Source organism: Leucobacter sp. UCD-THU, from assembly GCF_000349545.1.
In the GTDB taxonomy this organism is placed as follows: domain Bacteria; phylum Actinomycetota; class Actinomycetes; order Actinomycetales; family Microbacteriaceae; genus Leucobacter; species Leucobacter muris.
In genome coordinates, this window is record NZ_KB714605.1 from 20,199 (window position 1) to 41,855 (window position 21,657).

The 21,657-nt window shown below is 68.8% G+C and carries 20 protein-coding genes and 1 other RNA gene; 8 read left to right on the plus strand and 13 right to left on the minus strand.

Annotation, left to right across the window (positions count from 1 at the left end; all coding sequences use genetic code 11):
• Positions 1-26: 26 nt before the first annotated feature.
• Complete coding sequence (locus H490_RS32410) at positions 27-197, minus strand: hypothetical protein (protein ID WP_193743425.1); 171 nt, start codon at positions 195-197, stop codon at positions 27-29.
• A gap of 169 nt (positions 198-366) precedes the next feature.
• Between H490_RS32410 and H490_RS29590 the strand changes: the two genes are divergently transcribed.
• Both H490_RS29590 and H490_RS29595 read left to right on the plus strand, forming a co-directional pair.
• Entirely contained in the window at positions 367-753 is a 387-nt protein-coding gene (locus H490_RS29590; protein ID WP_017885141.1) for an ArsR/SmtB family transcription factor, read from the plus strand.
• Positions 750-2,411, plus strand: a complete 1,662-nt coding sequence (locus H490_RS29595) for a SulP family inorganic anion transporter (protein ID WP_017885142.1) — start codon at positions 750-752, stop codon at positions 2,409-2,411. The genes H490_RS29590 and H490_RS29595 overlap by 4 nt, the downstream gene beginning before the upstream one ends.
• A 45-nt stretch (positions 2,412-2,456) precedes the next feature.
• On the opposite strand, the gene ssrA is transcribed toward H490_RS29595, so the two are convergent.
• Together ssrA and H490_RS29600 are read right to left on the minus strand one after the other, a co-directional pair.
• Positions 2,457-2,829, minus strand: a transfer-messenger RNA (tmRNA) gene (ssrA, locus tag H490_RS31370).
• Between the two features lie 141 nt (positions 2,830-2,970).
• Positions 2,971-3,600 (minus strand): TetR/AcrR family transcriptional regulator, encoded by a 630-nt coding sequence (locus H490_RS29600; RefSeq protein WP_017885143.1) that lies wholly within the window; start codon positions 3,598-3,600, stop codon positions 2,971-2,973.
• Positions 3,601-3,722: 122 nt separating this feature from the next.
• Between H490_RS29600 and H490_RS29605 the strand changes: the two genes are divergently transcribed.
• Together H490_RS29605 and nylB are read left to right on the plus strand one after the other, a co-directional pair.
• On the plus strand, positions 3,723-5,162 hold the full coding sequence (locus H490_RS29605) for a purine-cytosine permease family protein (protein ID WP_017885144.1): 1,440 nt from the start codon (positions 3,723-3,725) through the stop codon (positions 5,160-5,162).
• Positions 5,159-6,382: a 6-aminohexanoate-dimer hydrolase gene (gene nylB / locus H490_RS29610; RefSeq protein WP_017885145.1), complete on the plus strand. Its 1,224-nt coding sequence runs from the start codon at positions 5,159-5,161 to the stop codon at positions 6,380-6,382. The genes H490_RS29605 and nylB overlap by 4 nt, the downstream gene beginning before the upstream one ends.
• Positions 6,383-6,386: 4 nt before the next feature.
• Here nylB and smpB read toward each other — a convergent pair whose 3' ends face one another.
• The 5 genes from smpB to H490_RS29635 form a co-directional block, all read right to left on the minus strand.
• A complete protein-coding gene (smpB, locus tag H490_RS29615; RefSeq protein ID WP_017885146.1) occupies positions 6,387-6,866 on the minus strand; it encodes an SsrA-binding protein SmpB in 480 nt (159 codons plus the stop codon).
• A 181-nt stretch (positions 6,867-7,047) separates the two neighbouring features.
• A complete protein-coding gene (gene ftsX, locus H490_RS29620; protein WP_017885147.1) occupies positions 7,048-7,962 on the minus strand; it encodes a permease-like cell division protein FtsX in 915 nt (304 codons plus the stop codon).
• Positions 7,959-9,206 carry a cell division ATP-binding protein FtsE gene (ftsE, locus tag H490_RS29625; RefSeq protein WP_017885148.1) on the minus strand — a complete coding sequence of 416 codons (1,248 nt, stop codon included), beginning with the start codon at positions 9,204-9,206 and terminating at the stop codon, positions 7,959-7,961. The genes ftsX and ftsE overlap by 4 nt, the downstream gene beginning before the upstream one ends.
• Before the next feature lie 161 nt (positions 9,207-9,367).
• Positions 9,368-10,477, minus strand: a complete 1,110-nt coding sequence (gene prfB, locus H490_RS29630) for a peptide chain release factor 2 (protein WP_017885149.1) — start codon at positions 10,475-10,477, stop codon at positions 9,368-9,370.
• A 55-nt stretch (positions 10,478-10,532) separates the two neighbouring features.
• Positions 10,533-11,963, minus strand: coding sequence for a PLP-dependent aminotransferase family protein (locus H490_RS29635; protein ID WP_017885150.1), 1,431 nt, complete (start codon positions 11,961-11,963; stop codon positions 10,533-10,535).
• A gap of 62 nt (positions 11,964-12,025) precedes the next feature.
• On the opposite strand from H490_RS29635, the gene H490_RS29640 reads away from it, so the two are divergent.
• Positions 12,026-12,688 (plus strand): YczE/YyaS/YitT family protein, encoded by a 663-nt coding sequence (locus H490_RS29640; RefSeq protein ID WP_017885151.1) that lies wholly within the window; start codon positions 12,026-12,028, stop codon positions 12,686-12,688.
• 38 nt (positions 12,689-12,726) lie between these two features.
• Here the strand turns inward: H490_RS29640 and H490_RS29645 are convergent, their stop codons facing one another.
• From H490_RS29645 to H490_RS31830, 5 genes are all read right to left on the minus strand, one after another.
• Complete coding sequence (locus H490_RS29645; protein WP_031290292.1) at positions 12,727-14,157, minus strand: APC family permease; 1,431 nt, start codon at positions 14,155-14,157, stop codon at positions 12,727-12,729.
• Between the two features lie 181 nt (positions 14,158-14,338).
• A complete protein-coding gene (locus H490_RS29650; protein WP_017885153.1) occupies positions 14,339-15,139 on the minus strand; it encodes an ABC transporter permease in 801 nt (266 codons plus the stop codon).
• Entirely contained in the window at positions 15,136-15,996 is an 861-nt protein-coding gene (locus H490_RS29655; protein WP_017885154.1) for an ABC transporter permease, read from the minus strand. The genes H490_RS29650 and H490_RS29655 overlap by 4 nt, the downstream gene beginning before the upstream one ends.
• Positions 15,997-16,005: 9 nt before the next feature.
• Positions 16,006-17,184 (minus strand): ABC transporter ATP-binding protein, encoded by a 1,179-nt coding sequence (locus tag H490_RS29660; RefSeq protein WP_017885155.1) that lies wholly within the window; start codon positions 17,182-17,184, stop codon positions 16,006-16,008.
• 2 nt (positions 17,185-17,186) lie between these two features.
• On the minus strand, positions 17,187-18,611 hold the full coding sequence (locus H490_RS31830; RefSeq protein WP_017885156.1) for an ABC transporter substrate-binding protein: 1,425 nt from the start codon (positions 18,609-18,611) through the stop codon (positions 17,187-17,189).
• A 381-nt stretch (positions 18,612-18,992) separates the two neighbouring features.
• Here H490_RS31830 and H490_RS29670 point away from each other — a divergent pair, with 381 nt between their 5' ends.
• The 3 genes from H490_RS29670 (at position 18,993) to H490_RS29680 (ending at position 21,583) form a co-directional block, all read left to right on the plus strand.
• Positions 18,993-19,460, plus strand: coding sequence for an Lrp/AsnC family transcriptional regulator (locus tag H490_RS29670; protein ID WP_017885157.1), 468 nt, complete (start codon positions 18,993-18,995; stop codon positions 19,458-19,460).
• A gap of 2 nt (positions 19,461-19,462) precedes the next feature.
• The gene (locus H490_RS29675; protein ID WP_017885158.1) at positions 19,463-20,857 is read left to right on the plus strand and encodes an aspartate aminotransferase family protein; all 1,395 of its coding nucleotides are present in this window, start codon (positions 19,463-19,465) and stop codon (positions 20,855-20,857) included.
• Positions 20,858-21,001: 144 nt separating this feature from the next.
• Positions 21,002-21,583 (plus strand): hypothetical protein, encoded by a 582-nt coding sequence (locus H490_RS29680; RefSeq protein ID WP_017885159.1) that lies wholly within the window; start codon positions 21,002-21,004, stop codon positions 21,581-21,583.
• The last annotated feature ends 74 nt before the right edge of the window (positions 21,584-21,657 follow it).

The window sequence follows — 21,657 nt, forward strand, 5'->3', positions numbered from 1 at the left end:
CGTGCTTCCGCGAAACCCAGCTGTGCTCACCCCATCGTGTTGATGATGAGGCCGATGTGCGTGAAGAAGTTGAGCGCCCCGAAGAGGAAGAACCCGAGGCCGGCGAGACCGAGGCAGATGCCGGCGGTGCCAGGAGAACCCGGAGCGGCCGGCGAAGGCCGCGACCCGGCGCCGCAGCACCCGTCCGCCCCACACAAAGGCCACATCTATATGGCAGTCAATCACGGTATCGAGCCGCTGTCCAGACTGTGCTCGCGGGGCCGGCATCGGGGTCGGGGGCGGAGCCGGCATCGGATCGGCTTAAAATTGCGATATGATAAATCCATCATATTGTGGTGCGAAACGGCAGCACCGGGAGGGTGACGAATGCTGAGCGACCCGAACCGACCGCTCTACGAGGTGAAGGCCGGCCTGTTCAAGGGCCTCGCGCACCCGATCCGCATCCGCATCCTCGAGGTGCTGTCTGCAGCCCCCGAGGTCTCGGTGTCCGAACTGCTCGCCGCGACCGAGCTGGAGGCCTCGCACGTCTCGCAGCATCTGGCGGTGCTGCGCAGAAACCGTCTCGTCGTATCCGAGCGCCGCGGCAGCCTCGTCTACTACCGCCTCGCCTACCCTCAGGTCGCCGATCTACTGCGGGTGGCGCGCACGCTGCTCGGCGAGATCCTCGAGACCACCCAGCGCCAGCTCGTCGAGCAGAACGGGCTCCCGGCGATACCGGAGGCGGATCCGGCCCCCGTCGGCGCCACGCGATGAGCGCGCCGATCGGGCGCCTCCGCTCGGCCGCGCTCTCCCTGCTGCCGTCGCCGGACGACTACCGCGAAGCCCGCCGGTCCTGGCGCACCGACCTGCTCGCGGGCATCACCGTCGGCATCGTCGCGCTGCCGCTCGCCCTCGCGTTCGGCGTGAGCTCCGGCGCGGGCGCCGAGAGCGGGCTGGTCACCGCGATCATCGCTGGGATCGTCGCCGCGGTGTTCGGCGGCTCGAACGTGCAGGTCTCCGGGCCCACGGGGGCCATGGTCGTCGTGCTGGCGCCGATCATCGCCGCCCACGGCGCCGGGGCGCTCGCCCTCGTCTGCCTCATGGCCGGGCTCATCGTGCTCGCCGCGGGCGCACTGCGCCTCGGGCGCACGGTCTCGTACATCCCCTGGCCGGTCATCGAGGGGTTCACCCTCGGCATCGCGGTCATCATCTTCCTGCAGCAGGTGCCGACCGCCACGGGCGCCGGCGCCCCCGAGAGCACGAACGCCGCGGTCGCCGCCGCGCAGAGCCTGATGGCCGCGAGCTGGCCCGAGGTCGGCTCGTCGCTGCTGCTCGTCGCGATCGTCGTCGGTGTGATGCTCGTGTCGATGCGAGTCCACCCCCGCTTCCCGGGATCCCTGCTCGCGATCGCGATCGCCGCGATGGTCGCGGCGCTGTTCGGGCTGCCGGTCGAGACGATCGGCGCGCTGCCCGCGGGCCTGCCGGCACCGAGCCTGCCGGCGTTCGATCCCGCGACGGTCTCCGCGCTCGTCGGGCCCGCGTTCGCCGTGGCCGCGCTGGCCGCGATCGAGTCGCTGCTCTCCGCCCGCGTCGCGGCGACGATGGCCGACACCGGCCCGTACGACGCCGACCGCGAACTCGTCGGCCAGGGGCTCGCGTCGATCGCGGCCGGCCTCTTCGGCGGCATGCCCGCGACCGGCGCCATCGCCCGCACCGCCGTCGGGGTACGGGCAGGCGCGTGCACGCGCGTCGCCGCGATCACGCACGGTCTGCTGCTGCTCGTCGTCGTGCTCGTGGGGTCGGCCGTCGTATCCCGCATCCCGTTGGCGGCGCTGGCGGGTGTGCTCATGGTCACGGCGTGCCGCATGATCGCTCCGCGAACCGTGCGCACGATCCTGCGGGCGTCGCGGGCCGACGCGGTGGTGTTCTGCCTGACCGCGGTGGTGACGGTCAGCGTCGACCTCATCTACGCGGTGCTCATCGGCCTGCTCGTCGCCGGATTCTTCGCGCTGCGGCAGCTGGCCCGCACGAGCGGCGTGCACCGGGAGGAGCTGCCGGGTGCGGCGCAGCCGGGTGACGAGCGGATCGCGGTGCTGCGGCTGGAGGGGGCGCTCTTCTTCGGGGCCGCCGAGCGCACCCTGGAGCGGGTCTCGCGTCTGCAGGAGGTGGAGGTCGTCGTGCTGCGCATGTCGCAGCTGCAGCTGCTCGACGCCACCGGCGCCCAGGTCATCTCGGAGCTGATCGCCTCGCTCGAGCGCCGCGGGATCACGGTGCTGATCAAGGGCATCCGCCCCGATCAGCACGGCATCGCCGAACGGGTCGGGGTGATCTCGTCGCTGCGTCACCAGAATCACCTCTTCGAGGATCTGGAGTCGGCCGCCGCCCACGCGCGCAGCCACGTCAGCCGGGCCCGGCGCGACCGAGCCCGGTAGCGGGCGGCCGCGCCGACATTCTCACGGCGCGTGATGCGAACGCTCTGGTGGAGCCGCGGGGAATCGAACCCCGGTCCACTTCGACGATTCCGTGCCTTCTACGAGCGTAGTTCGTGAAAACGTTCTACTCGGCCCCGTTCTTTATCACGAACACCTAGAACGACAGGCCCAGCCTCAGTGAAAGTCCCGATGCGCCCTGAGACACGACGCACCAGCAAAGCCCCCTAGATGACGCCAGGAAACCGGGGCGGAGGCCCACCCGACCTGACGGACTCGGTCTCGTGCTTAGGCAGCGAGAGCGAAGTCGGTGCGCTTAGCGTTGGCACCTATGGTTTGCGAAGGGCGTTAACGAGATAACTCCGCGTCCTCGGCTCGCTTCTCACAGTCTCAAATCGACGTGTCGAAACCGATCGGCCCCGTGCGTGCGCCTGCTCGGCGCGTGCACCCGAGGGTGCGGCTTGGGGACGTTCGCATCACGCGCTGTGGAATTGTCAATCCGGGATCATCCCGGCCTTACAGAATACCACCGATGGGTCGTCAGGCCAATAGCGGCTGGAGCTCAGGAGCCCAGCACGCGCTCCCGCAGCCGCCCCGGTTCGATCCCGAGCGCCCACTCGCAGACATCGGCGACGAAGTGCACGTACGACTCGGGCTCGAAGTCGCCGACGTTGTTCGCGTAGGCGCCGAGGCCGTCGACGGCCATGAATATGCGCACGCAGGCCTCGAGCGGATCCTCGACCCTGAACGCACCGGCATCCCGCCCCTCCTCGATGAGCGACATCAGCCGGTCGCGGTCGAGGGCCTCCTGCTCCTCGATGGCGTCGGCGAGGGCGGGCGTGAACCGGGCGAGGTGCCGGGCGTTGAGCCAGAGCCGCGAGAGGTCGACCGATTCGAACTGCACGCGGCGCACGAAGACGGCCATGCGCTCGAACGGGTCGCCCTCCCCCGACTGGAGGCGCTCGCGCTCCCCCGTCACCGCGACGAGGAACGCGGCGATCACGAGATCCTCGGCGGCGGGGAAGTAGTGGCTGATCAGGCCGGGTCGCACCCCGAGGGCGTCGGCGACCGCGCGCAGCGTGATGCGCTCCAGCCCGTCCTCGAGGGCGATCCGCGCCGCCTCGGCGATGATCTCGGCGCGCCGCTCCTCGGGCTGCTTGCGCACCCGCGACGGACCCTCGCTTGACACCATGGCCCTCATCCTATTGGATTAATGACCAATAGAGCCCATTGGCCTCATGACCAATAGCAACGCTGCTTCGTGTGTCACCCCGGCGACGATGCTCAGGGCTCCGCCGAGAGGAACCAACCACCGTGACCGCACACACCCCCTCCGATTCCCAGCAGGAATTCGTCGACGTCGCCACGCACCCCGAGACGCGCGGCATCGAGCTCGTCGGCGAGACCGAGCGCCACGGCAGGCCCCGCGACCTCTTCTCGGTCTGGGCCGCCACCATGGTGAGCGTCCTCAACTTCACCATCGGCGCGTCGTTCACGGCGGTGCTCGGCCTCGAGATCTGGCAGGCGATCCTCGTGATCCTCGTCGTCTCCCTGCTCTGGGTGTTCCCCGGCATCGTCGCGATCAGCGGCCCCGCGGCCGGCACATCGGGATCCGTGATCCAGCGCGCCATCTACGGCTTCCGCGGCAACAAGATCGTCATCGCCTTCTACGGCTGGTTCATCTCGGGCGTCTTCCTCGCCCTCAACTGGGTCGCCTCCTCGTTCATGGGCGCCGAGCTGCTCACCCGCATGGGCGTCGAGGACAAGACCGTCGGCCTCGTGATCGTCACCGTCGTCGTCTCGATCGTCACCGTGCTCGTCGCCGTCTACGGGCACGCGCTGATCCTCAAGGCCTACACGGCCCTGACCGCCGTGCTGCTGCTCATCTTCCTCGTCGTCACCGGCTTCATCCTGCCCACCGTCGACTGGAACTTCACGCAGCCCGAACCGCTCCAGGGCGTCGCCCTCTGGTCGAGCCTCACCATCGCCTTCGCGATACTCGCCTCGAGCCCGCTCTCCTTCTCCAACAGCGCCGACATGGCCCGCTACCTCCCCCGTGACGCGAAGCCCTCGCACATCATCGTCGCCACCGCCCTCGGCGGCGCGATCCCCTGCGCGTTCTTCACCATCGTGGGCGCCCTGCTCGGCAGCGTCGTCTCGGCCGACGCCCTCGAGTTCGGCATCGAGTACGCCCTGCTCGACATGCTGCCCGCATGGCTCGGCCCCGTCTTCGTGATCGGCGTCATCGTCAACACCGTCGCCCTCAACGGCATGACGACCTACACCGCCAGCATGGCGTTCCAGTCGATCGGCGTGCCGATCCGCCGCATCCCCTCGGCGATCCTCATCGGCGTGCTCGGCACGGCGTTCACGCTCTTCCTCGTGATGTCGACCAACCTGATCGACGCGATCAACCTCATGCTGCAGTTCCTGCTCATCATCTCGGCGCCCACGATGGCCGTCTACGTCGCCGACATCGTGCTGCGCCGCAATCGCTACGACGGCATCGACCTGTTCGACGAGCGTCGCGGTGCGAAGTTCTGGTACCACGGCGGTTTCAGCATCTCGGGTCTCGTCTCGGTGGTGGCGGGCGGCGTCGCGACCGCGCTCTTCCTCTCGACCGACGTGTGGACCGGGCCGCTGGGGGTGGCGATCGGCTACATCGACCTGTCGGTGCCGGTCGGCATGCTGGTCTCGATCGTGATCTACACGGTGCTCGCGAAGCGCCGCATCCGCGCCCAGGTCGAGGCGTGAGCGAGCGGCGGGCGAGCAGGCACGGATCGCCGACCGGGCCGCACCCGGGGCGCTACCCCGGGGCCGCGCCGGGCCAACCGGATCTCGACGGCTGGCAGGAGGCCCCGCAGAACCGCTGGGCCTTCTCCCACCTGGGCGAGATCCTGCCGTCCGCCACGATCTCGCGCCGCTCGCCCGCCGCCCCCGTCGAGGCCGTCGCGCGCCTCGACGCGCTCGCCTCGCGGCTCCCGGACCTGCAGCAGCGGCTCGAGCAGAGCTTCACCGACGCCTTCCTCGTGCTGCGCGGCGACCGGGTGCTGGCCGAGTACTACCGGTCCGGCTTCGCCGCCGACGACCTCCACCTGCTGATGAGCGTCTCGAAGTCGCTGTGCGGCATCGTGGTCGGAGCGCTCGTCGACGGCGGCCGCCTCGACCCCTCCCGTCCGGTGACGGCCTATGTGCCCGAGCTCGCCGGGTCGGTCTACGACGGACCCGCCGACGCCGCGGCCCCGCGGGTCACGGTGCAGCAGGTGCTCGACATGGAGGTCTCGATCGACTACAGCGAGGACTACGTCGATCCCGGCTCCGAGGTGCAGACCCACGACCGCTCGGCGGGCTGGCGGTCGCGCCGGGAGGGCGACCCCGCCGACACCTACGAGTTCCTCACGACCCTGCGCGGCGACGGCGCGGTCGGCGAGTTCCAGTACTGCTCGGCCGACACCGACGTGCTCGCGTGGATCGTCGAGCGCGTCACCGGTCTGCGCTACAGCGAGGCGCTCTCGGTGCACCTGTGGTCGAAGCTCGACGCCGATCGCGACGCGACGATCACCGTCGACACCACCGGCTTCGGTTTCGCGAACGGCGGCATCTCGTGCACGGCTCGGGATCTCGCGCGCGTGGGGCGCATGATGCTCGACGGCGGCGCCGCTCCGGGCGGGCGCGTCGTATCCGAGGCCTGGGTGCGCAGCATCATGGCGGGCGGATCGCGCGAGGCGATGACGTACGAGGGCTTCACCGGCGCGTTCCCGAACGGCAGCTACACGCGCCAGTGGTGGTGCACCGGCAACGAGCGCGGCAACGTGAGCGGAATCGGCATCCACGGGCAGAACCTGTGGCTCGACCCGCCGAGCGACTCGGTGATCGTCAAGCTGTCGTCGTGGCCGGAGCCCGACACCGACGACTGGCACGACGTGCAGAACGGCATCCTGCTCGACGTGAGCCGCGCCCTCGACGGGGCCTGAGCGGCTACTCCCCGAGGCGGTTGCGGCTGCGCATGGCCCGCTCGGCCTCGCGCGTGTCCTGCCGCTCGCGCAGCGTCTGCCGCTTGTCGTACTCCTTCTTGCCCTTCGCGAGGGCGATCTCGACCTTGGCGCGGCCGTCGAGGAAGTAGAGGCGCAGCGGCACGATCGTCATGCCGCCCTCGCGGGTCTTCTGGTAGAGCTTGTCGATCTGCTGGCGGTGCAGCAGCAGCTTGCGCTTGCGGCGCGGTGCGTGGTTGGTCCACGAGCCGTTCAGGTACTCGGGGATGTACGCGGCGTCGAGCCAGGCCTCGCCGCGTTCGATGAACACGTAACCGTCGACGAGCGACGCGCGCCCCATGCGCAGCGACTTCACCTCGCTGCCGGTGAGCACCATGCCCGCCTCGTAGGTGTCGAGGATGTGGTACTCGTGCCGAGCCTTCTTGTTCGACGCGATCAGCTTCTCGCCGGTCTCCTTGGGGCTCATGTCACATCCTCTCTGCGGTTCGGGCGGGTCGGGGTCCGCGCGGCGGCGCGAGGATCCAGCTTAGCGCAGTCGCGGGTCGCGCGCTGCGCCGTCGAGCGCGAACGATGCCGCGGTGCGCGGGTCGCGTCACCGGCGCGGTCAGGGTCGCCCCGGTGGCGGGTGGCGACGCCGCCGGGCGCCGCTACACCCGCAGGTACCGGGTGATCGCGATCTTCGCGGCGATCGCAGACAGCACCACACCCACGAGCACGAGCACGGGTGGCACGAGGAGCGACTGCTCGACCGTGATGTAACTCGTGAACGGCACCTCTCTCGCGAGGAAACCCTGCACGAAGAATCGCACGATCCCGACCGAGGCCGCGCCGGCCAGCACCGCGCCCACGAGCGCGGCGATGATGCCCTCCAATATGAAGGGGGTCTGGATGAAGCGGTTGGAGGCTCCGACGAGGCGCATGATCCCGATCTCCCGCCTGCGGGAGTAGGCGGAGAGCCTGATCGTGGTCGAGATGAGCAGCATCGCCGCGACGAGCATCAGGCCCGCGATCGCGATCGCGGTGTAGCTCGCCACCCCGAGGAACAGGAAGATGCGGTCGAGCAGGCTGCGCTGATCGGAGACGCTCTGCACGCCCGGGATGCCCGAGAAGGTCTCGGTGATGATGTCGGACCGGGAGGGGTCCTCGAGCTTCACCCAGAAGGTCTGGTTGAGCTGCTCGGGGCGCGTGATGTCGAGGATCGGGTTGCCCTCGAACTGCTTCGTGAACTCGGCGTAGGCCTGATCGTGGTCGACGAAGAAGAAGTCGTCGATGTAGGGGCGCAGCGTGTCGGACTGCAGGGCGTTCTCGACGGCGGAGATCTCCTCCTCGCCGGCGTCGGCGCCCGAGCATGTGGCGCTCTGGTCGTAGTCCGTGCACAGGTAGATCGCCACCTGGGCGCGGTCGTACCAGAAGGTCTTCATCTGCTGGATCTGCAGCTGCATGATGATCGCGGCGCCCACGAAGGTGAGCGACACGAACGTCACGAGGATCACCGAGATGACCACCGACATGTTGCGGCGCAGGCCGTTCCAGACCTCGCCGAGCACGAGTCCCGCTCTCATCGCACCGGCCCCACATCCGTCTCGTCGTCGTCTTTCCGGCTGAGCCCGAGATGCTCGGCGAGGCTGCCGGTCTCGGACATCTGCACGGGGTCCATCGGCCGCCCCGGGTCGAGGAAGCTGGGGATGCGGCGCGCCTGCGGCCCGCCGGCGCGCACGGTGTCGTCGTCGATGTCGGAGTCGGAGTCGCCGAACGGGCGGGGCTCCTCGAATACGGAGGCCTCGCGCTGCGGCTGAGGCGCCGGGGGCGTCACCTGTCGGGGCGGGATCGGCTGCGGTGCGTCGCCGGTCGGCGCCTGCGCGGGGGGCTGCGGCGCCTGGGCAGGCGCCGCCGGAGCTTGCGCGGGGGCCGCCGGAGCCTGCGGAGCTGCGGATGACGCGCGAGCCGCGGGCGCGACGGGGCTCGAGCCCGGGAGATCGCCCGCGGAGACGTCGGGGGCGGCCTGCGCAGGAGCGGCGGGGTCGCCGCCCTCCTCGGGGGCGAGCGCCGCGCGCACGACGGCCTCGGTGGTGCGCAGCACCTGCACGCCCTCCTCCGAGAGGTCGGCGACGGGGATCGACGCGGTCTCGCCGTAGCCGCCGCCCACCTCGTCGCGCACGACGACGCCCTGCGAGAGCTCGACCACGCGCTGCTGCATGATGTCGACGAAGGTGGCCTCGTGCGTCGCCATCACCACGGTGGTGCCGGAGGCGTTGATCGCGCGCAGCAGCTGCATGATGCCGAGGCTGGTCGCGGGATCCAGGTTGCCGGTGGGCTCGTCCGCGAGCAGGATCGACGGCTTGTTCACGATCGCGCGCGCGATCGCGACGCGCTGCTGCTCGCCGCCCGACAGCTCGTGCGGGAAGCGCTTGGCCTTGTTCGCGAGGCCCACCATCTCGAGCGTGTCGGGCACGGCCTCCTGGATGAAGCCGCGCGATTTGCCGATGACCTGCAGCGAGAAGGCGACGTTATCGTAGACGGTCTTGTTGGTGAGCAGGCGGAAATCTTGGAACACTGTGCCGAGATTGCGGCGGAAATAGGGCACCTTGCGCGACGAGATCTTGCTGAGATCCTGTCCGAGCACGTGGATCTTGCCCGCGCTCGGTTGGTCCTCGCGCAGGATGAGGCGCAGGCAGCTCGACTTGCCCGAACCGGACGCGCCCACGATGAAGACGAACTCGCCGCGATCGACCCGCAGGTCGATACCGTCGAGCGCGGGCTTCGCGGTGCCCCGGTACTTCTTGGTGACGTTCTCGAAGAGGATCATGACGAGACGACCCTACGCCACATGTCCTGGAACGGGGCACAGGCGCGCGGCGCTGGCGCGTTGCCTCACACTCGTCGCGCCCCGAGGGGCGGCGGCGGCCCCGGCTGAACCCGTCGAAGCCGCGGATCCGTTCCCTCCGACAGGCTCGGAGAACGAGACGCCTAGTCGTTCTTCGAGAGCGACCGCCAGCGGATGCCCGCGGCGATGAACCCGTCGAGGTCACCGTCGAACACGGCGTCGGGCTGCGACGACTCGTGACCGGTGCGCAGATCCTTCACGAGTTGTTGACCGTACAGGAAGTAGGAGCGGATCTGGTCGCCCCAGCTCGCCGTGACCGATCCCGCGAGTTCCTTCTTCTTCGCGGCCTCCTGCTCCTTCTGCAGCAGCAGGAGCCGGGTCTGCAGCAGGCGCATGGCGGCCGCGCGGTTCTGGATCTGGGACTTCTCGTTCTGCATCGAGATCACAATGCCCGTCGGGATGTGCGTGATGCGCACGGCCGAGTCGGTGGTGTTCACCGACTGGCCGCCGGGGCCCGAAGAGCGGAAGACGTCGACGCGGATGTCGTTCTCGGGAATGTCGACCTCGGTCGCCTCTTCGAGCAGCGGGATCACCTCGACTCCCGCGAAGCTCGTCTGGCGCTTGTCGGCAGAGCCGAACGGGCTGATGCGGGCCAGACGGTGGGTGCCGGCCTCGACCGAGAGCGTGCCGAAGGCGTAGGGCGCCTCGACCTCGAAGGTGGCCGACTTGATCCCGGCGCCCTCGGCGTACGAGGTGTCGAGCACCTTCGTCGAGTAGCCGTGCTGCTCGGCCCAGCGCAGGTACATGCGCAGCAGGATCTCGGCGAAGTCGGTGGCGTCGTCGCCGCCGGCGCCCGAGCGGATCGTGACGACCGCTGCGCGGTCGTCGTACTCCCCCGACAGCATCGTCTGCACTTCGAGGTCTTGCACGAGCTTCTCGAGGGCGCCGAGCTCGTCGGCGGCCTCCTGCGCCGAGTCGGCGTCGTCGGCCTCCTGCGCGAGTTCGATCAGCACCTCGAGGTCGTCGAGCCGGTTCTCGACGCCGCGCAGCTTGCGCACCTGCGCCTGCCGGTGCGACAGCCCGCTGGTGACCTTCTGCGCGGCCGCGGGATCGTCCCACAGGTCGGGGGCGGCGGCCTGCTGCTCCAGCTCGACGATCTCCTGCTCGAGGCGCGGCAGGTCGGTGACCGCCGCGATGTCGGCGTAGGTGGCGCGGAGCGCGCGGATGCGGGCGCTGAAGTCTAGGTCGAGCATGATCCCCTAGCTTACTCACCCGCGGGCCCGCCGAGGAGCGGTCGTGCGGCGCCTCTCAGACCAGTTCGGCGCGCACGGGGGCCGGAATCGCGGCTCCGTCGCCGTCCCGGGCTCGCCGCAGCACCTCGACGGCGCGTTCGAAGTCGACGCCGGGGGCCGCGAACGGCAGCCGGAGGAAGCGCTCGAACACGCCGGGGCTGCCGAACTGGGGGCCGGGCGGGATGCGCAGCCCGAGGCGGGCGGCCTCGCGGCTCAGCCGCGTGCTCCGCGCCTCCCCCAGGTCGGCCCAGACGCTGACGCCGCCGGTGGCCGGTGAGACGCGCCACTCCGGCAGGTGCCGGCGCAGTGCGCCGATGAGGGCCCGGTGCCCGGCGGTGATCTCGCGGGAGCGGTCGGCGAGCACCTCGTCGTAGCGCTCGAGGGCCAGAGCGCCCAGCACCTGCGACCAGGTGCCGGTGCCGAGATCGCCGACCACGCGGGCGGCCTCGAGGCGTCCGATGAGGTCGGGGGCGGCGCGGATCCACCCCACGCGCAGTCCGCCCCACACGGTCTTGCCCAGCGAGCCGACCGTGAGGATCGCGTCGCGGTGATGGGGGTGCGCGGCCGAGGCCGCGAACGGCAGCACGGGTCTCGGGGCTCCGAGCACGAGCTCCGCGGTCGTCTCGTCGACGACGAGGTGGGTGCCGTGGCCCGCGAGTTCCTCGATGAGGCGCTCGCGCAGTTCGGGCGGCATGCTGAGGCCGGTCGGGTTGTGGTGGTCCGGGATCAGGTAGGCGAGGCGGGCCGCGGTGCGGCGAGCGATCTCGACGATGCTCCCGGCGTCGTAGCCGTGGGGGCCCACCGGGATCTCGGCGACGAGACCGCCCGCAGCGGCGAGCGCCTCGCGGGCGTGCGGGTAGCTGGGCGACTCGACGAGGGCGCGGTCGCCGCGTCGCAGGAGGGTGCGCGCGATGAGGAAGATCGCGTGCTGGGCGCCGAGCGTCACCATGATCTGGTCGGGGTCTGTGGGCAGGCCGCGCAGCGTGTAGCGCTCGGCGATCGCGGCGCGCAGCGCCGGGTGCCCGATGGTGTCGAAGCCGTCGAGCAGGAAGGCGTCGGGGTGCTCGTCGAGCGCCTGCCGGCCGAGCTCGGGCAGCCGCGTCCAGGGGCCCGGCGAGGCGCGGGTGAGGGCGATCTCCCCGGTGGCGCCGGGCTCCCAGGGCGCGCGGTCGCCGCGGCGGGTGCGCACCACGGTGCCCGATCCGCGCCGCGATTCGACGATCCCGCGCTCGCGCAGGTCTTCGTAGGCGGAGGCGACGGTGGTGCGGCTCACCCCGAGCTGCTCGGCGAGCGGGCGCTCGGCGGGCAGCACCGACGCCGGGGGCAGGCGCCCGTCGCGCACGAGGATCCCGATGCTCTCGCTCAGCTCACGGTAGCTGTGGCCGTCACCGCGCCACGCGCCGAGCAGCTCTTGGAGACGGCGAGCTGTCAGGCGCTGCGTGATCATGAGGCCACTGTAGGCGAATTGGCATCTTGAACACCAGTCCAATCTGAGGTGGACTGATCCGTATGTTCCCGAGACTCCTCCGCCTCGTCCCCGGCCTCCTGCTCTACGGCGTCGCCGACGCGTTCATGATCCGTGCCGCCGTAGGCGTCGATCCCTGGACCGTCTTCGCGCAGGGCGTGTCGGTGCGCACCGGCCTGGGCATCGGCCTGCTCACCAACCTCATCGGCCTCGCGGTGCTGCTGCTCTGGATCCCGCTGCGGCAGCGGCCCGGGATCGGCACGGTGCTCAACATCCTGCTCGTCGGCCCCGGCATCGAACTCGGCCTCTGGCTGCTGCCCGCCCCGGAGTCGCTCTGGGCCCGAATCGGCTTCTTCGCCATCGGCCTCGTGCTGCTCGCCGTCGCGAGCGGCGTCTACATCGGCGCGCATCTCGGCCCCGGGCCGAGGGACGGGCTGATGACCGGGATCCATCTGCGCTTCGGCACGCCGATCTGGGTCGGCCGCACCGGGGTCGAGGTGACGGTGCTGCTCGTCGGGTGGATCCTCGGCGGCGATGCGGGCCTCGGCACACTCGCCTTCGCGTTGCTCATCGGACCGCTGTGCGGGATCACCCTGCCCCTGTTCGACCCGGTCGCGCGGCGAACCCGCCGTGAGCGCGCCGCGAGCCGCAGCGCTCCGTCGCCCGAGAGCCGGCCCGGCCCCTCCCCGCGAGAAGCGGTCGCCTGAGGGAGGGCGTCGGGCCGGCTTCGGCCGCGCCGCGCTCGCTACTCGGCGCCCTCGTTCTCGAGCACCTTGTTGTACCCGGTGACCGGCTGGTTCTCATCGAACGAGGCGACCGGCCGGCGGAAGCCCTTCGTGAGGAACAGCAGGTAGATGAAGCCGAGCGCGGTCCAGGTGAGCCCGCCCGCGAGCGAGTACCCCGAGAGGAAGGCCCACAGGATGCCGGTCATGATCGTGCCGATCGCCGGCATCACGATGTAGTTGAAGATGTCCTTCGGCGTCTTGCGCAGGCCCTTGCGGATCGCGAACCAGGCGATCACCGAGAGGTTGACGAACGTGAACGCGATCAGGGCGCCGAAGTTGATGAAGTCGGCGATCTGCTCGAGGGTGAACGCCGCGGCGAGCAGCGAGATCGCGCCCGTCAGCACGATGTTGAACGTCGGGGTGTGCGTCTTCGGGTTGATGTAGCCGAAGAAGCGCTTCGGCAGCACGTTGTTGCGGCCCATCACGAGCAGCATGCGCGACACCGAGGCGTGCGAGGCGAGGCCCGAGGCGAGCGTCGCGCAGAAGCCCGCGGCGGTGAGCACGGCCATCAGCAGGCCGCCGCCCACGCCGCTGCCGATGAGCGGCAGCGTCGAGTCGTCGAGGAACTGGCGAGGGTTGTCGCCCTCGATCAGGAAGACCTCCCAGTCGGGGAATCGCAGCTGGGTGAAGTACGCGGTGACGAGGAAGATGCCGCCGCCGATGAGCACCGTGAGCAGAATGGCTCGCGGCATGATCTTCGGGTTCTTCGCCTCCTCGGCGTACATGGTCACCGCGTCGAAGCCGATGAACGAGAAGCACACCACGGTCGCGGCCGACAGCACGGCGGTCGCCTGCACATCGGAGTGGAAGAACGGGTTCATCGAGGCGATGGTGCCCATGCCCTCGCCACGGTTGAGCTGGAAGATCACCAGGAAGACGAACACCACCATCACCGCGATCGAGAACACCAGCAGCAGCATGTTGAGGTTCGAAGTGCCGCGCATCGTGAGGTAGATGAGCCCCGTCACGCCGACCACGTAGATGACCACCCACACGACGCCCGGAACGCCCGGGAACAGCGCCTCGAGGTAGCTGCGGATGATGAGGCAGTTCACGAGCGGCAGCAGCATGTAGTCGATGAGCGCGACCCAGCCGACCATGAAGCCGGCGTTCGGGTGCATCGACTCGCGCACGTAGGTGTAGGCGGAGCCGGCGCTCGGGATGGCTCCCGAGATCTTGCCGTAGCTGATGGCCGTGAACGTCATCACGACGAGGGCGACCAGGTAGCCGAGCGGCACCACGTTGTTCGACTCCTCGGCGACCATGCCGAAGGTGTCGAAGATCACCGTGGGGGTCATGTAGCCGAGGCCGAGGCCGACGATGGCCCAGAGGCCGAGGCTTCGCTTGAGGGAACCGCCGCGCTGGGCCGCCGGCATCAACGTCTTCGTCATGTGCTCTCCGAGGGTTCGGGGGTCGCGCGGGCGTCGTCGACCCACTGCGACACGGTCTGCGGCGGGGTCGCGCCCCGCCAGCCAATCATCCTGCACCCGATGCGCTCCCCGGCGCAAAAGGGCCCGGCCTCCGCCGCAGATTCTGCGGCGGAGGCCGGGCCCGCTGTGGGAGACGCGGAGGTTACCGCCGCGCCAGCCGCTTCTGCTTGTTGATGTTCACCATCTGCACGATGATCACCAGCAGCAGCGCACCGACGAACACGATCGACGCGAGCACGTTCGCCTGCGCCGGTACCCCCTTGAGGGCCGAGACGTAGATGAACTTCGGGAAGGTGGTCGCCGTGCCCGAGTTGAAGTTCGTGATGATGAAGTCGTCGAACGACAGCGCGAACGACAGCAGGGCCGCGCCGATGATGCCGGGCATGAGCATGGGCAGCGTGATCCGCCAGAACACCTGCGCCGGCGAGGCGTAGAGATCGCGCCCCGCCTCCTCGATCGCGGGGTTGAGGCTCGCCACACGGGCCTTCACCGCCACCACCACGTACGAGATGCAGAACATCGTGTGCGCGAGGATGATCGTGCCGATGCCCTTCTCGACGCCCACGAGCAGGAACTGGGCCGCGAGGCCCGCGCCCAGCACGACCTCGGGCGTCGCCATCGGGGTGAACAGCAGCAGGCTCACGGTCGAGCGGCCCTTGAACTTGAAGCGCACGAGTGCGATCGCGATCATGGTGCCGAGCGTGGTCGCGATGACCGTGGCCACGACGCCCACGAGGATGCTGTTGCCGAACGCCTGGCACACCTGCGGGGCGCCGCAGGGGTTCTGCCAGTTGTCGAGGGTGAAGCCGCGCCACAGGATGTTGTTGCGGCCCGCATCGTTGAACGAGAACAGGATCACGTGGGCGATCGGCAGCAGCAGGTAGATCAGCGTGATCGCAGCGACCACCGGCACGAACGCCTTGCCGAGACTGAAATTCTTCACAGCAGGTCCTCCGCCCCGCTCTTGCGCACATAGGTGGCGACGAGCACGAGGATGATGAGCATGAGCATGATCGAGAGCGCGGCCGCCATCGGGTAGTTCTGCGTCTGCAGGAAGTTCGACTCGATCACGTTGCCGATCATGGTGGTGCCGGTGCCGCCGAGGAACTCACGCGAGGCGTTGACGTAGTCGCCCGACATCGGGATGAAGCTGAGCAGCGTGCCCGAGACGACACCCGGCATCGACAGCGGCAGGGTGATCTTGCGGAACGTCGTCACCGGCGAGGCGTAGAGATCGGATCCCGCCTCGAGCAGGCGCAGGTCGAGCGCCTGCAGCGACGCGAACATCGGCAGCACCATGAACGGGATGAAGTTGTAGATGAGACCGAAGATCACCGAGAAGTGCGTGCCGATGAGATCGCTCGGCAGGATCGACTTCCACGCGAGGGTGCGCAGCAGGAAGCTGATGAAGAAGGGCGCGACCACGAGGATCAGCAGCACCCCCTGCAGCATGGGCTTCGACCGCACCTTCACGCCGATCAGGTAGGCCAGCGGGTAGCTGATCAGCAGACCGACGATCGTGGCGGTGAGGGCGTACGCGAAGGAGCGCAGCAGCTGGGGCCAGTACTCCCGCATCGCGGTCCAGTAGTTCGAGAACTGGGCCGCGGCGACGTACTGCCCGATGCCGCCGCTCTCGGCGGGCGCCTGGATCGACGTGAGCGCGAGCTGCACGAACGGGGCGACGAAGAAGAGCAGCATGTAGGCGATGCCCGGTGCGAGCAGCACCAGCGCCACGATGCCCTTCCGGCTCGGATTCTGCTCTACGGCTTTCGCACTGCCGGAGAACGCGGTGAATGCCATGTGCGCCCCCTACTCGGTGAGGCTCGCCTGCGTGGCGATCGCCTGCGTCGAGAAGTCGGTGGTGAGGGCGCCGGTCTCGAGACTGTCATCGGCGAGCCCGAAGGTGTGCTCGATGTGCCAGCTGAGCCAGACCTCGTCGCCGAGGCCCGCGACGGGGCCCGCCTCGACGTTCTGCGAGAACACCTCGACCGTGCCCGCGCCCGGCACCTCGACCGTGTACTCCGTGCTCACGCCGATGAACGAGACGTCGGTGATGCGGCCCGGGCCGAGCGTGTTGCGGCCGGCGAGATCGGTGGGGGCCTCGCGGTGCAGTCGCAGCTTCTCGGGCCGCACGCCGATCGTGATCGAGCCGCTGTCGCGCTCGGTGCGCGCGCGGGGCAGTGTGACGCGCGTGCCGAGCAGGTCGGTGTGGATCGCGGTCTCGTTGCCGTCGACGACGTCGACCGCGAACAGGTTCGACTTGCCGAGGAAGTTCGCGACGAACACGGTGCGCGGCAGCTCGTACAGCTCTTCGGGGGCGCCCATCTGCTCGATGCGGCCCTTGTTCATCACCGCGACGGTGTCGGCCATGGTCATGGCCTCCTCCTGGTCGTGGGTGACGTGCAGGAACGTCAGGCCGACCTCCTGCTGGATCTGCTTGAGCTCCTGCTGCATCTGACGGCGCAGTTTGAGATCGAGCGCACCGAGCGGTTCGTCGAGCAGCAGCAGTGCGGGCCGGTTCACGACGGCGCGGGCGAGCGCGACGCGCTGCTGCTGACCGCCCGAGAGCTGGGCGGGCTTGCGGTCGGCGACGTGGTCGAGCTCGACCAGCTTGAGCGCCTCGTGCGCCTTCGCCACCGGGTCGCCGACCTTGCGGCGGCGGAGCCCGAAGGCGACGTTCTCGAGGATCGTCATGTGCGGGAAGAGCGCGTACGACTGGAAGACCGTGTTGACCTGCCGCTTGTGCGGCTTCAACGACGTCATGTCCTTGCCGCCGATCAGGATCTTGCCCTGACTCGGATCCTCGAGGCCGGCGACCATGCGCAGCGTCGTCGTCTTGCCGCAGCCCGAGGGACCGAGCAGGGCGAAGAACGATCCGGCCGGAATCTTCAGGTCGAGGTTGTCGACCGCCGTGAAGCCGGGATAGCGCTTCTGGATGCCGACGAGCTCGAGGTCGGCTCCCGAGGTCGCGAGTGAGTTGTCCGCCATGTCTACAGCCCCAGCGCGTTCTGGAAGGCCGTCGAGTAGCGGTTGTCTTCTTCGGCGGTGAGGCTGCGGAACGAGTGCAGGTGCTCCCAGTCGGAGTCGCTCGGGAAGATGAGCGGGTTCTCGGCGTTCTCGGGGTTGATCTCCTGCATGGCCTCCTGGGTGCCCTTCACGGGAGGGATGAAGGTCACGTAGTCGGCGACCTCGGCCATGACCACCGGATCGTAGTAGTAGTCGATCATCTGCTCGACCTTCTCCTTCGCCTCGGCCGAGGTGCCGTTCGGCACGGTGAAGGAATCCGCTGCGATCATGCCGCCCGACTCGGGGATCTCGAGGGTCCACTGATTGTCGTTCTCGGCGTTCAGCATGACGACGTCACCGGTCCAGGCCATCGCGGCGAGGGCGTCGCCCGTGATGAGGTCCTGCGTGTAGCTGTTGCCCTTGACGTTGCCGATCTGACCGCTCTGCAGGGCGTCGTCGAGCCAGGCGAGCGCCTCGTCGAACTCCTTGTCGCCCCAATCGCCGGAGGGGTCGTAGCCGAGGCCTGCGAGCACCATGCCCATGGTGTCGCGCATCTCGCTCAGCACCACGACCTTGCCCTTGAGCTCGGGCCTGAGGAAGNCGAGGGCGTCGCCCGTGATGAGGTCCTGCGTGTAGCTGTTGCCCTTGACGTTGCCGATCTGACCGCTCTGCAGGGCGTCGTCGAGCCAGGCGAGCGCCTCGTCGAACTCCTTGTCGCCCCAATCGCCGGAGGGGTCGTAGCCGAGGCCTGCGAGCACCATGCCCATGGTGTCGCGCATCTCGCTCAGCACCACGACCTTGCCCTTGAGCTCGGGCCTGAGGAAGTCGTCGAGGGTCTTGATGCCGTCGGGCACCGCCTCGGTGTTCCACACCCACCCCGAGGCCGGGAGCTGCCACGGGATCGAGAACTTGCGACCGGGATCGACGTCGAGCGCGTCCCACTGGGCGTCGACGAGGTTCGCCTTCACGTTGGGCAGATTGGCGTAGTCGAACTCCTGCACCTGCTCAGCCTGGATGAGCCGGGCGTTCATCCAGTCGGTGAAGGTGATGACGTCGTAGCCCGTGTGCTGGCCGAGCTGCAGCTGATCCTTGATCTTGCCGTAGAAGGTGTTGTTGTCGTCGATGTCCTCGATGTAGTCGACGTTGAAGCCGGCCTCGTCGACGAAGGCGTCGAGCGAGGGGTACGAGCCGGTCGACTCGTCGAAGTCGAGGTAGTAGGTCCAGTTACCCCAGACGATGCCGTCCCCGCCACCGCCTCCCCCGCCGCCGGAGCAGGCCGAGAGCCCGAGCGCACCCGCACCCGCCGCTCCGACGGCCGCGCCGCGGAGCAGCTGACGGCGGTTGAACTGGGCGCCTCGGAGCATCTGGACGATATTGCGGACGATCGGATCTTCGGGCTGACGGGCCATGAGTATCTCCCTTGGTTCTCACGGGTCGGACCGGCATCGCCAAACGGCAGCGCTGCCGGGTGTGAACATGAGAATGGCATAGAGAAGGGATCGATGCAAAGCCCACACCCCGCCATCAACCATTTCGTCACGAAACGGTTACATCGCATTGTCGTCACCGTGGTTTTCGCCACGGATCCGCGGGCCGTTCCACGCATTCCGAAGCGCCGCCCGCGACCCGGCTACCACTCGCGGGCCCCTCGTTGATACAGTGCTGTCACTCGCACCGCGCCGGACACCGGGGTGCTCTTTCCACCCCAAGAGGTGGAGATAAGCAGAATTCATCGCACATTTCTTCGGATTCCTTTGCTATTTCAGCTTTTCACTGCAAGAATCAGTGGCGTGAGCAGCAAACGCACTTCGCCAGCGCTCGACGCGACGTCGAAGGCGATCATCGAACAGCTTCAGCGCGATGGTCGCCGCTCGTACGCGGAGATCGGCAAGGCGGTCGGCCTCAGCGAGGCCGCCGTGCGACAGCGCGTGCAGAAGCTCACGGATGCCGGCGTCATGCAGATCGTTGCAGTGACCGACCCGATGCGACTCGGCTTCAGCCGACAAGCAATGCTCGGCATCCGCGTTTCCGGTGACACCAGGGTCGTCGCCGATCGTCTCGCCGAGATGCCGGAGATCGCTTACGTGGTACTCAGCGCGGGCTCCTTCGACATCCTCGCCGAGGTTGTCTGCGAGGACGACGACGGTCTCATCGAGCTGCTCAACGAGAAGATCCGAAAGATCGACGGAGTGGCATCGACCGAGAGCTTCGTCTACCTCCAACTCACCAAACAGAAATACGACTGGGGAACACGATAACCATGTCCTACGATCCCACTGCAGCCGTGGACGCCGCCGCGCTCCAGGCTTCGGCCCGCAATCACATGTGGCCGCACTTCACCAACCGCAAGGTGCTCAACGACGGCATTCCCGTCATCACCCGCGCCGAGGGCCACCACATCTACGACGCCGCGGGCAAGCAGTACATCGACGGTCTCGCCGGCCTGTTCGTCGTGAACGCCGGCCACGGCCGCGACCGCATCGTCGAGGCCGCCGCCAAGCAGATGAAGCAGCTCGACTTCATGCCGCTGTGGTCGTACGCGCACCCCGCCGCCGTCGAGCTGTCGGAGCGCCTCGCCTCCTACGCGCCCGGCGAGATGAACAAGGTCTTCTTCACCACCGGTGGCGGCGAGGCCGTGGAGTCGGCGTTCAAGCTCGCCAAGCACTTCTGGAAGATCCAGGGCCAGCCGATGAAGCACAAGGTCATCTCGCGCTCGGTCGCCTACCACGGCACCCCGCAGGGCGCGCTGGCCATCACCGGCATCCCCGACATGAAGAAGTTCTACGAGCCGCTGACCCCCGGTGGTCACCGCGTGCCGAACACCAACTTCTACCGCGCCGAGGAGATGGGCGCCCCGTCGAACGACCTCGAGGCGTTCGGTCAGTGGGCGGCGAACCGCATCGAGGAGGCCATCCTCTTCGAGGGTCCCGAGACCGTTGCCGCCGTGTTCCTCGAGCCGGTGCAGAACTCGGGCGGCTGCTTCCCGCCTCCCCCCGGCTACTTCAAGCGCGTGCGCGAGATCTGCGACCAGTACGACGTGCTGCTCGTCTCGGATGAGGTCATCTGCGCCTACGGCCGCATCGGCGACTTCTTCGCGTCGAAGGCGCTCGGCTACGAGCCCGACATCATCACCTCGGCCAAGGGCATCACCTCGGGCTACGTGCCCCTGGGCGCCATGATCGTCTCGGACAAAGTCTCCGAGCCCTTCAACTCCACCGAGAACACCTTCTACCACGGCTTCACCTTCGCCGGTCACCCGGCGGCGGCGGCCGCGGCGCTCGCCAACTTCGACATCTTCGAAGAAGAGGACCTCAACGGTCGCGTGCGCGAGAACAGCCCGCTGTTCCGCGCCGAGCTCGAGAAGCTGCTCGACATCGACATCGTCGGCGACGTGCGCGGCGAGGGCTACTTCTTCGGCATCGAGCTGGTGAAGGACAAGGCCACCAAGGAGACCTTCAACGAGGAGGAGTCGGATCGACTCCTGCGCGACTACCTGTCGCCCGCACTGTGGGAGGCCGGCCTCTACTGCCGCGCCGACGACCGTGGAGACCCCGTCATCCAGCTCGCTCCCCCGCTGACCATCGGCCCGGCGGAGTTCGCCGAGATCGGTGGCATCCTCCGCAGCGTGCTGAAGGACGCCTCCTCGAAGATCTGATCTCGAGCGAGCCATAGTCCGCGATCCGTCGCGGCTCCGGGCCCCCTCGCGCACCGGCAGAGCCGGCGCGCGAGGGGGCTTTCGCGTGCCGGCCGCCGACGCGAGGCAGGCGACGAACCGCGAGACATGGCCTAGGCTTCGAGCATGAGCTCCTCCGACCCGACGCCCCAGCAGCAGCAGCAGGCCCACTCGCACGGCCAGCCGCAGCAGCCACAGCCACAGCAGCAGTACGCACCGCCGACGCAGGGCGTTCCGCCCCAGGGGTCACAGGCATACGCGCAGCAGCAGCCCGACGCGCAGCAGCAGCCCGACGCGCACCAGCCCTACGCGCAGCAGCCGGGCTTCGCGCAGCAGCCCTACGCGCAGCAGCAGTGGGCTCCGCAGCCCGCGCGCCCGGCCGCGACCGGGCGGCTCAACGTGCTCGGCGTCGTCGCTCTCGCGATCCTCGCGCTCTTCGCGCTGCTGAGCTTCGTCTTGCCGCTGCTCTACCGCGAGGCCGCCCTGTCGGGGTCGTACACGTTCATCTCGGTCGGGCTGCCCCTCACCCAGGGCGTGCTCGTACTGGCCGCGATCGGGCTCGCGATCGGCGGGGTGCTGCAGCGCAGCGCGCCGCGCATGCGCTGGACCGCGGTGGGCGCGCTCGTCTCGGGCGCGCTGTCGCTGGTCTCGATGACGGGCTCCATGGTGGGCGGCTGGATCGCCTCGGCGCTGCCCTACGGCTACTGAGGCCCGGATCCGGGCCCTTCCGGCCCGACCCGTAAACGCAGAAGCGCCCCGTTCCTCCGAGGAGGGGCGGGGCG

Bases quoted from the DNA above. Each gene is read 5' to 3' on its own strand.
- ftsE (WP_017885148.1), bottom strand. From the start codon at position 9,206: ATGATCCTCTTCGAGAACGTCACCAAGAAGTACCGGGGCACCGCGAAG.
- H490_RS29675 (WP_017885158.1), top strand. From the start codon at position 19,463: ATGTCCTACGATCCCACTGCAGCCGTGGACGCCGCCGCGCTCCAGGCT.
- smpB (WP_017885146.1), bottom strand. From the start codon at position 6,866: ATGAGCCCCAAGGAGACCGGCGAGAAGCTGATCGCGTCGAACAAGAAG.
- H490_RS29680 (WP_017885159.1), top strand. From the start codon at position 21,002: ATGAGCTCCTCCGACCCGACGCCCCAGCAGCAGCAGCAGGCCCACTCG.
- H490_RS29595 (WP_017885142.1), top strand. From the start codon at position 750: ATGAGCGCGCCGATCGGGCGCCTCCGCTCGGCCGCGCTCTCCCTGCTG.
- H490_RS29655 (WP_017885154.1), bottom strand. From the start codon at position 15,996: ATGGCATTCACCGCGTTCTCCGGCAGTGCGAAAGCCGTAGAGCAGAAT.
- prfB (WP_017885149.1), bottom strand. From the start codon at position 10,477: ATGCTCGACCTAGACTTCAGCGCCCGCATCCGCGCGCTCCGCGCCACC.
- H490_RS29635 (WP_017885150.1), bottom strand. From the start codon at position 11,963: ATGATCACGCAGCGCCTGACAGCTCGCCGTCTCCAAGAGCTGCTCGGC.
- H490_RS29640 (WP_017885151.1), top strand. From the start codon at position 12,026: ATGTTCCCGAGACTCCTCCGCCTCGTCCCCGGCCTCCTGCTCTACGGC.
- ftsX (WP_017885147.1), bottom strand. From the start codon at position 7,962: ATGAGAGCGGGACTCGTGCTCGGCGAGGTCTGGAACGGCCTGCGCCGC.
- H490_RS29600 (WP_017885143.1), bottom strand. From the start codon at position 3,600: ATGGTGTCAAGCGAGGGTCCGTCGCGGGTGCGCAAGCAGCCCGAGGAG.
- H490_RS29645 (WP_031290292.1), bottom strand. From the start codon at position 14,157: ATGACGAAGACGTTGATGCCGGCGGCCCAGCGCGGCGGTTCCCTCAAG.
- H490_RS29660 (WP_017885155.1), bottom strand. From the start codon at position 17,184: ATGGCGGACAACTCACTCGCGACCTCGGGAGCCGACCTCGAGCTCGTC.
- H490_RS29590 (WP_017885141.1), top strand. From the start codon at position 367: ATGCTGAGCGACCCGAACCGACCGCTCTACGAGGTGAAGGCCGGCCTG.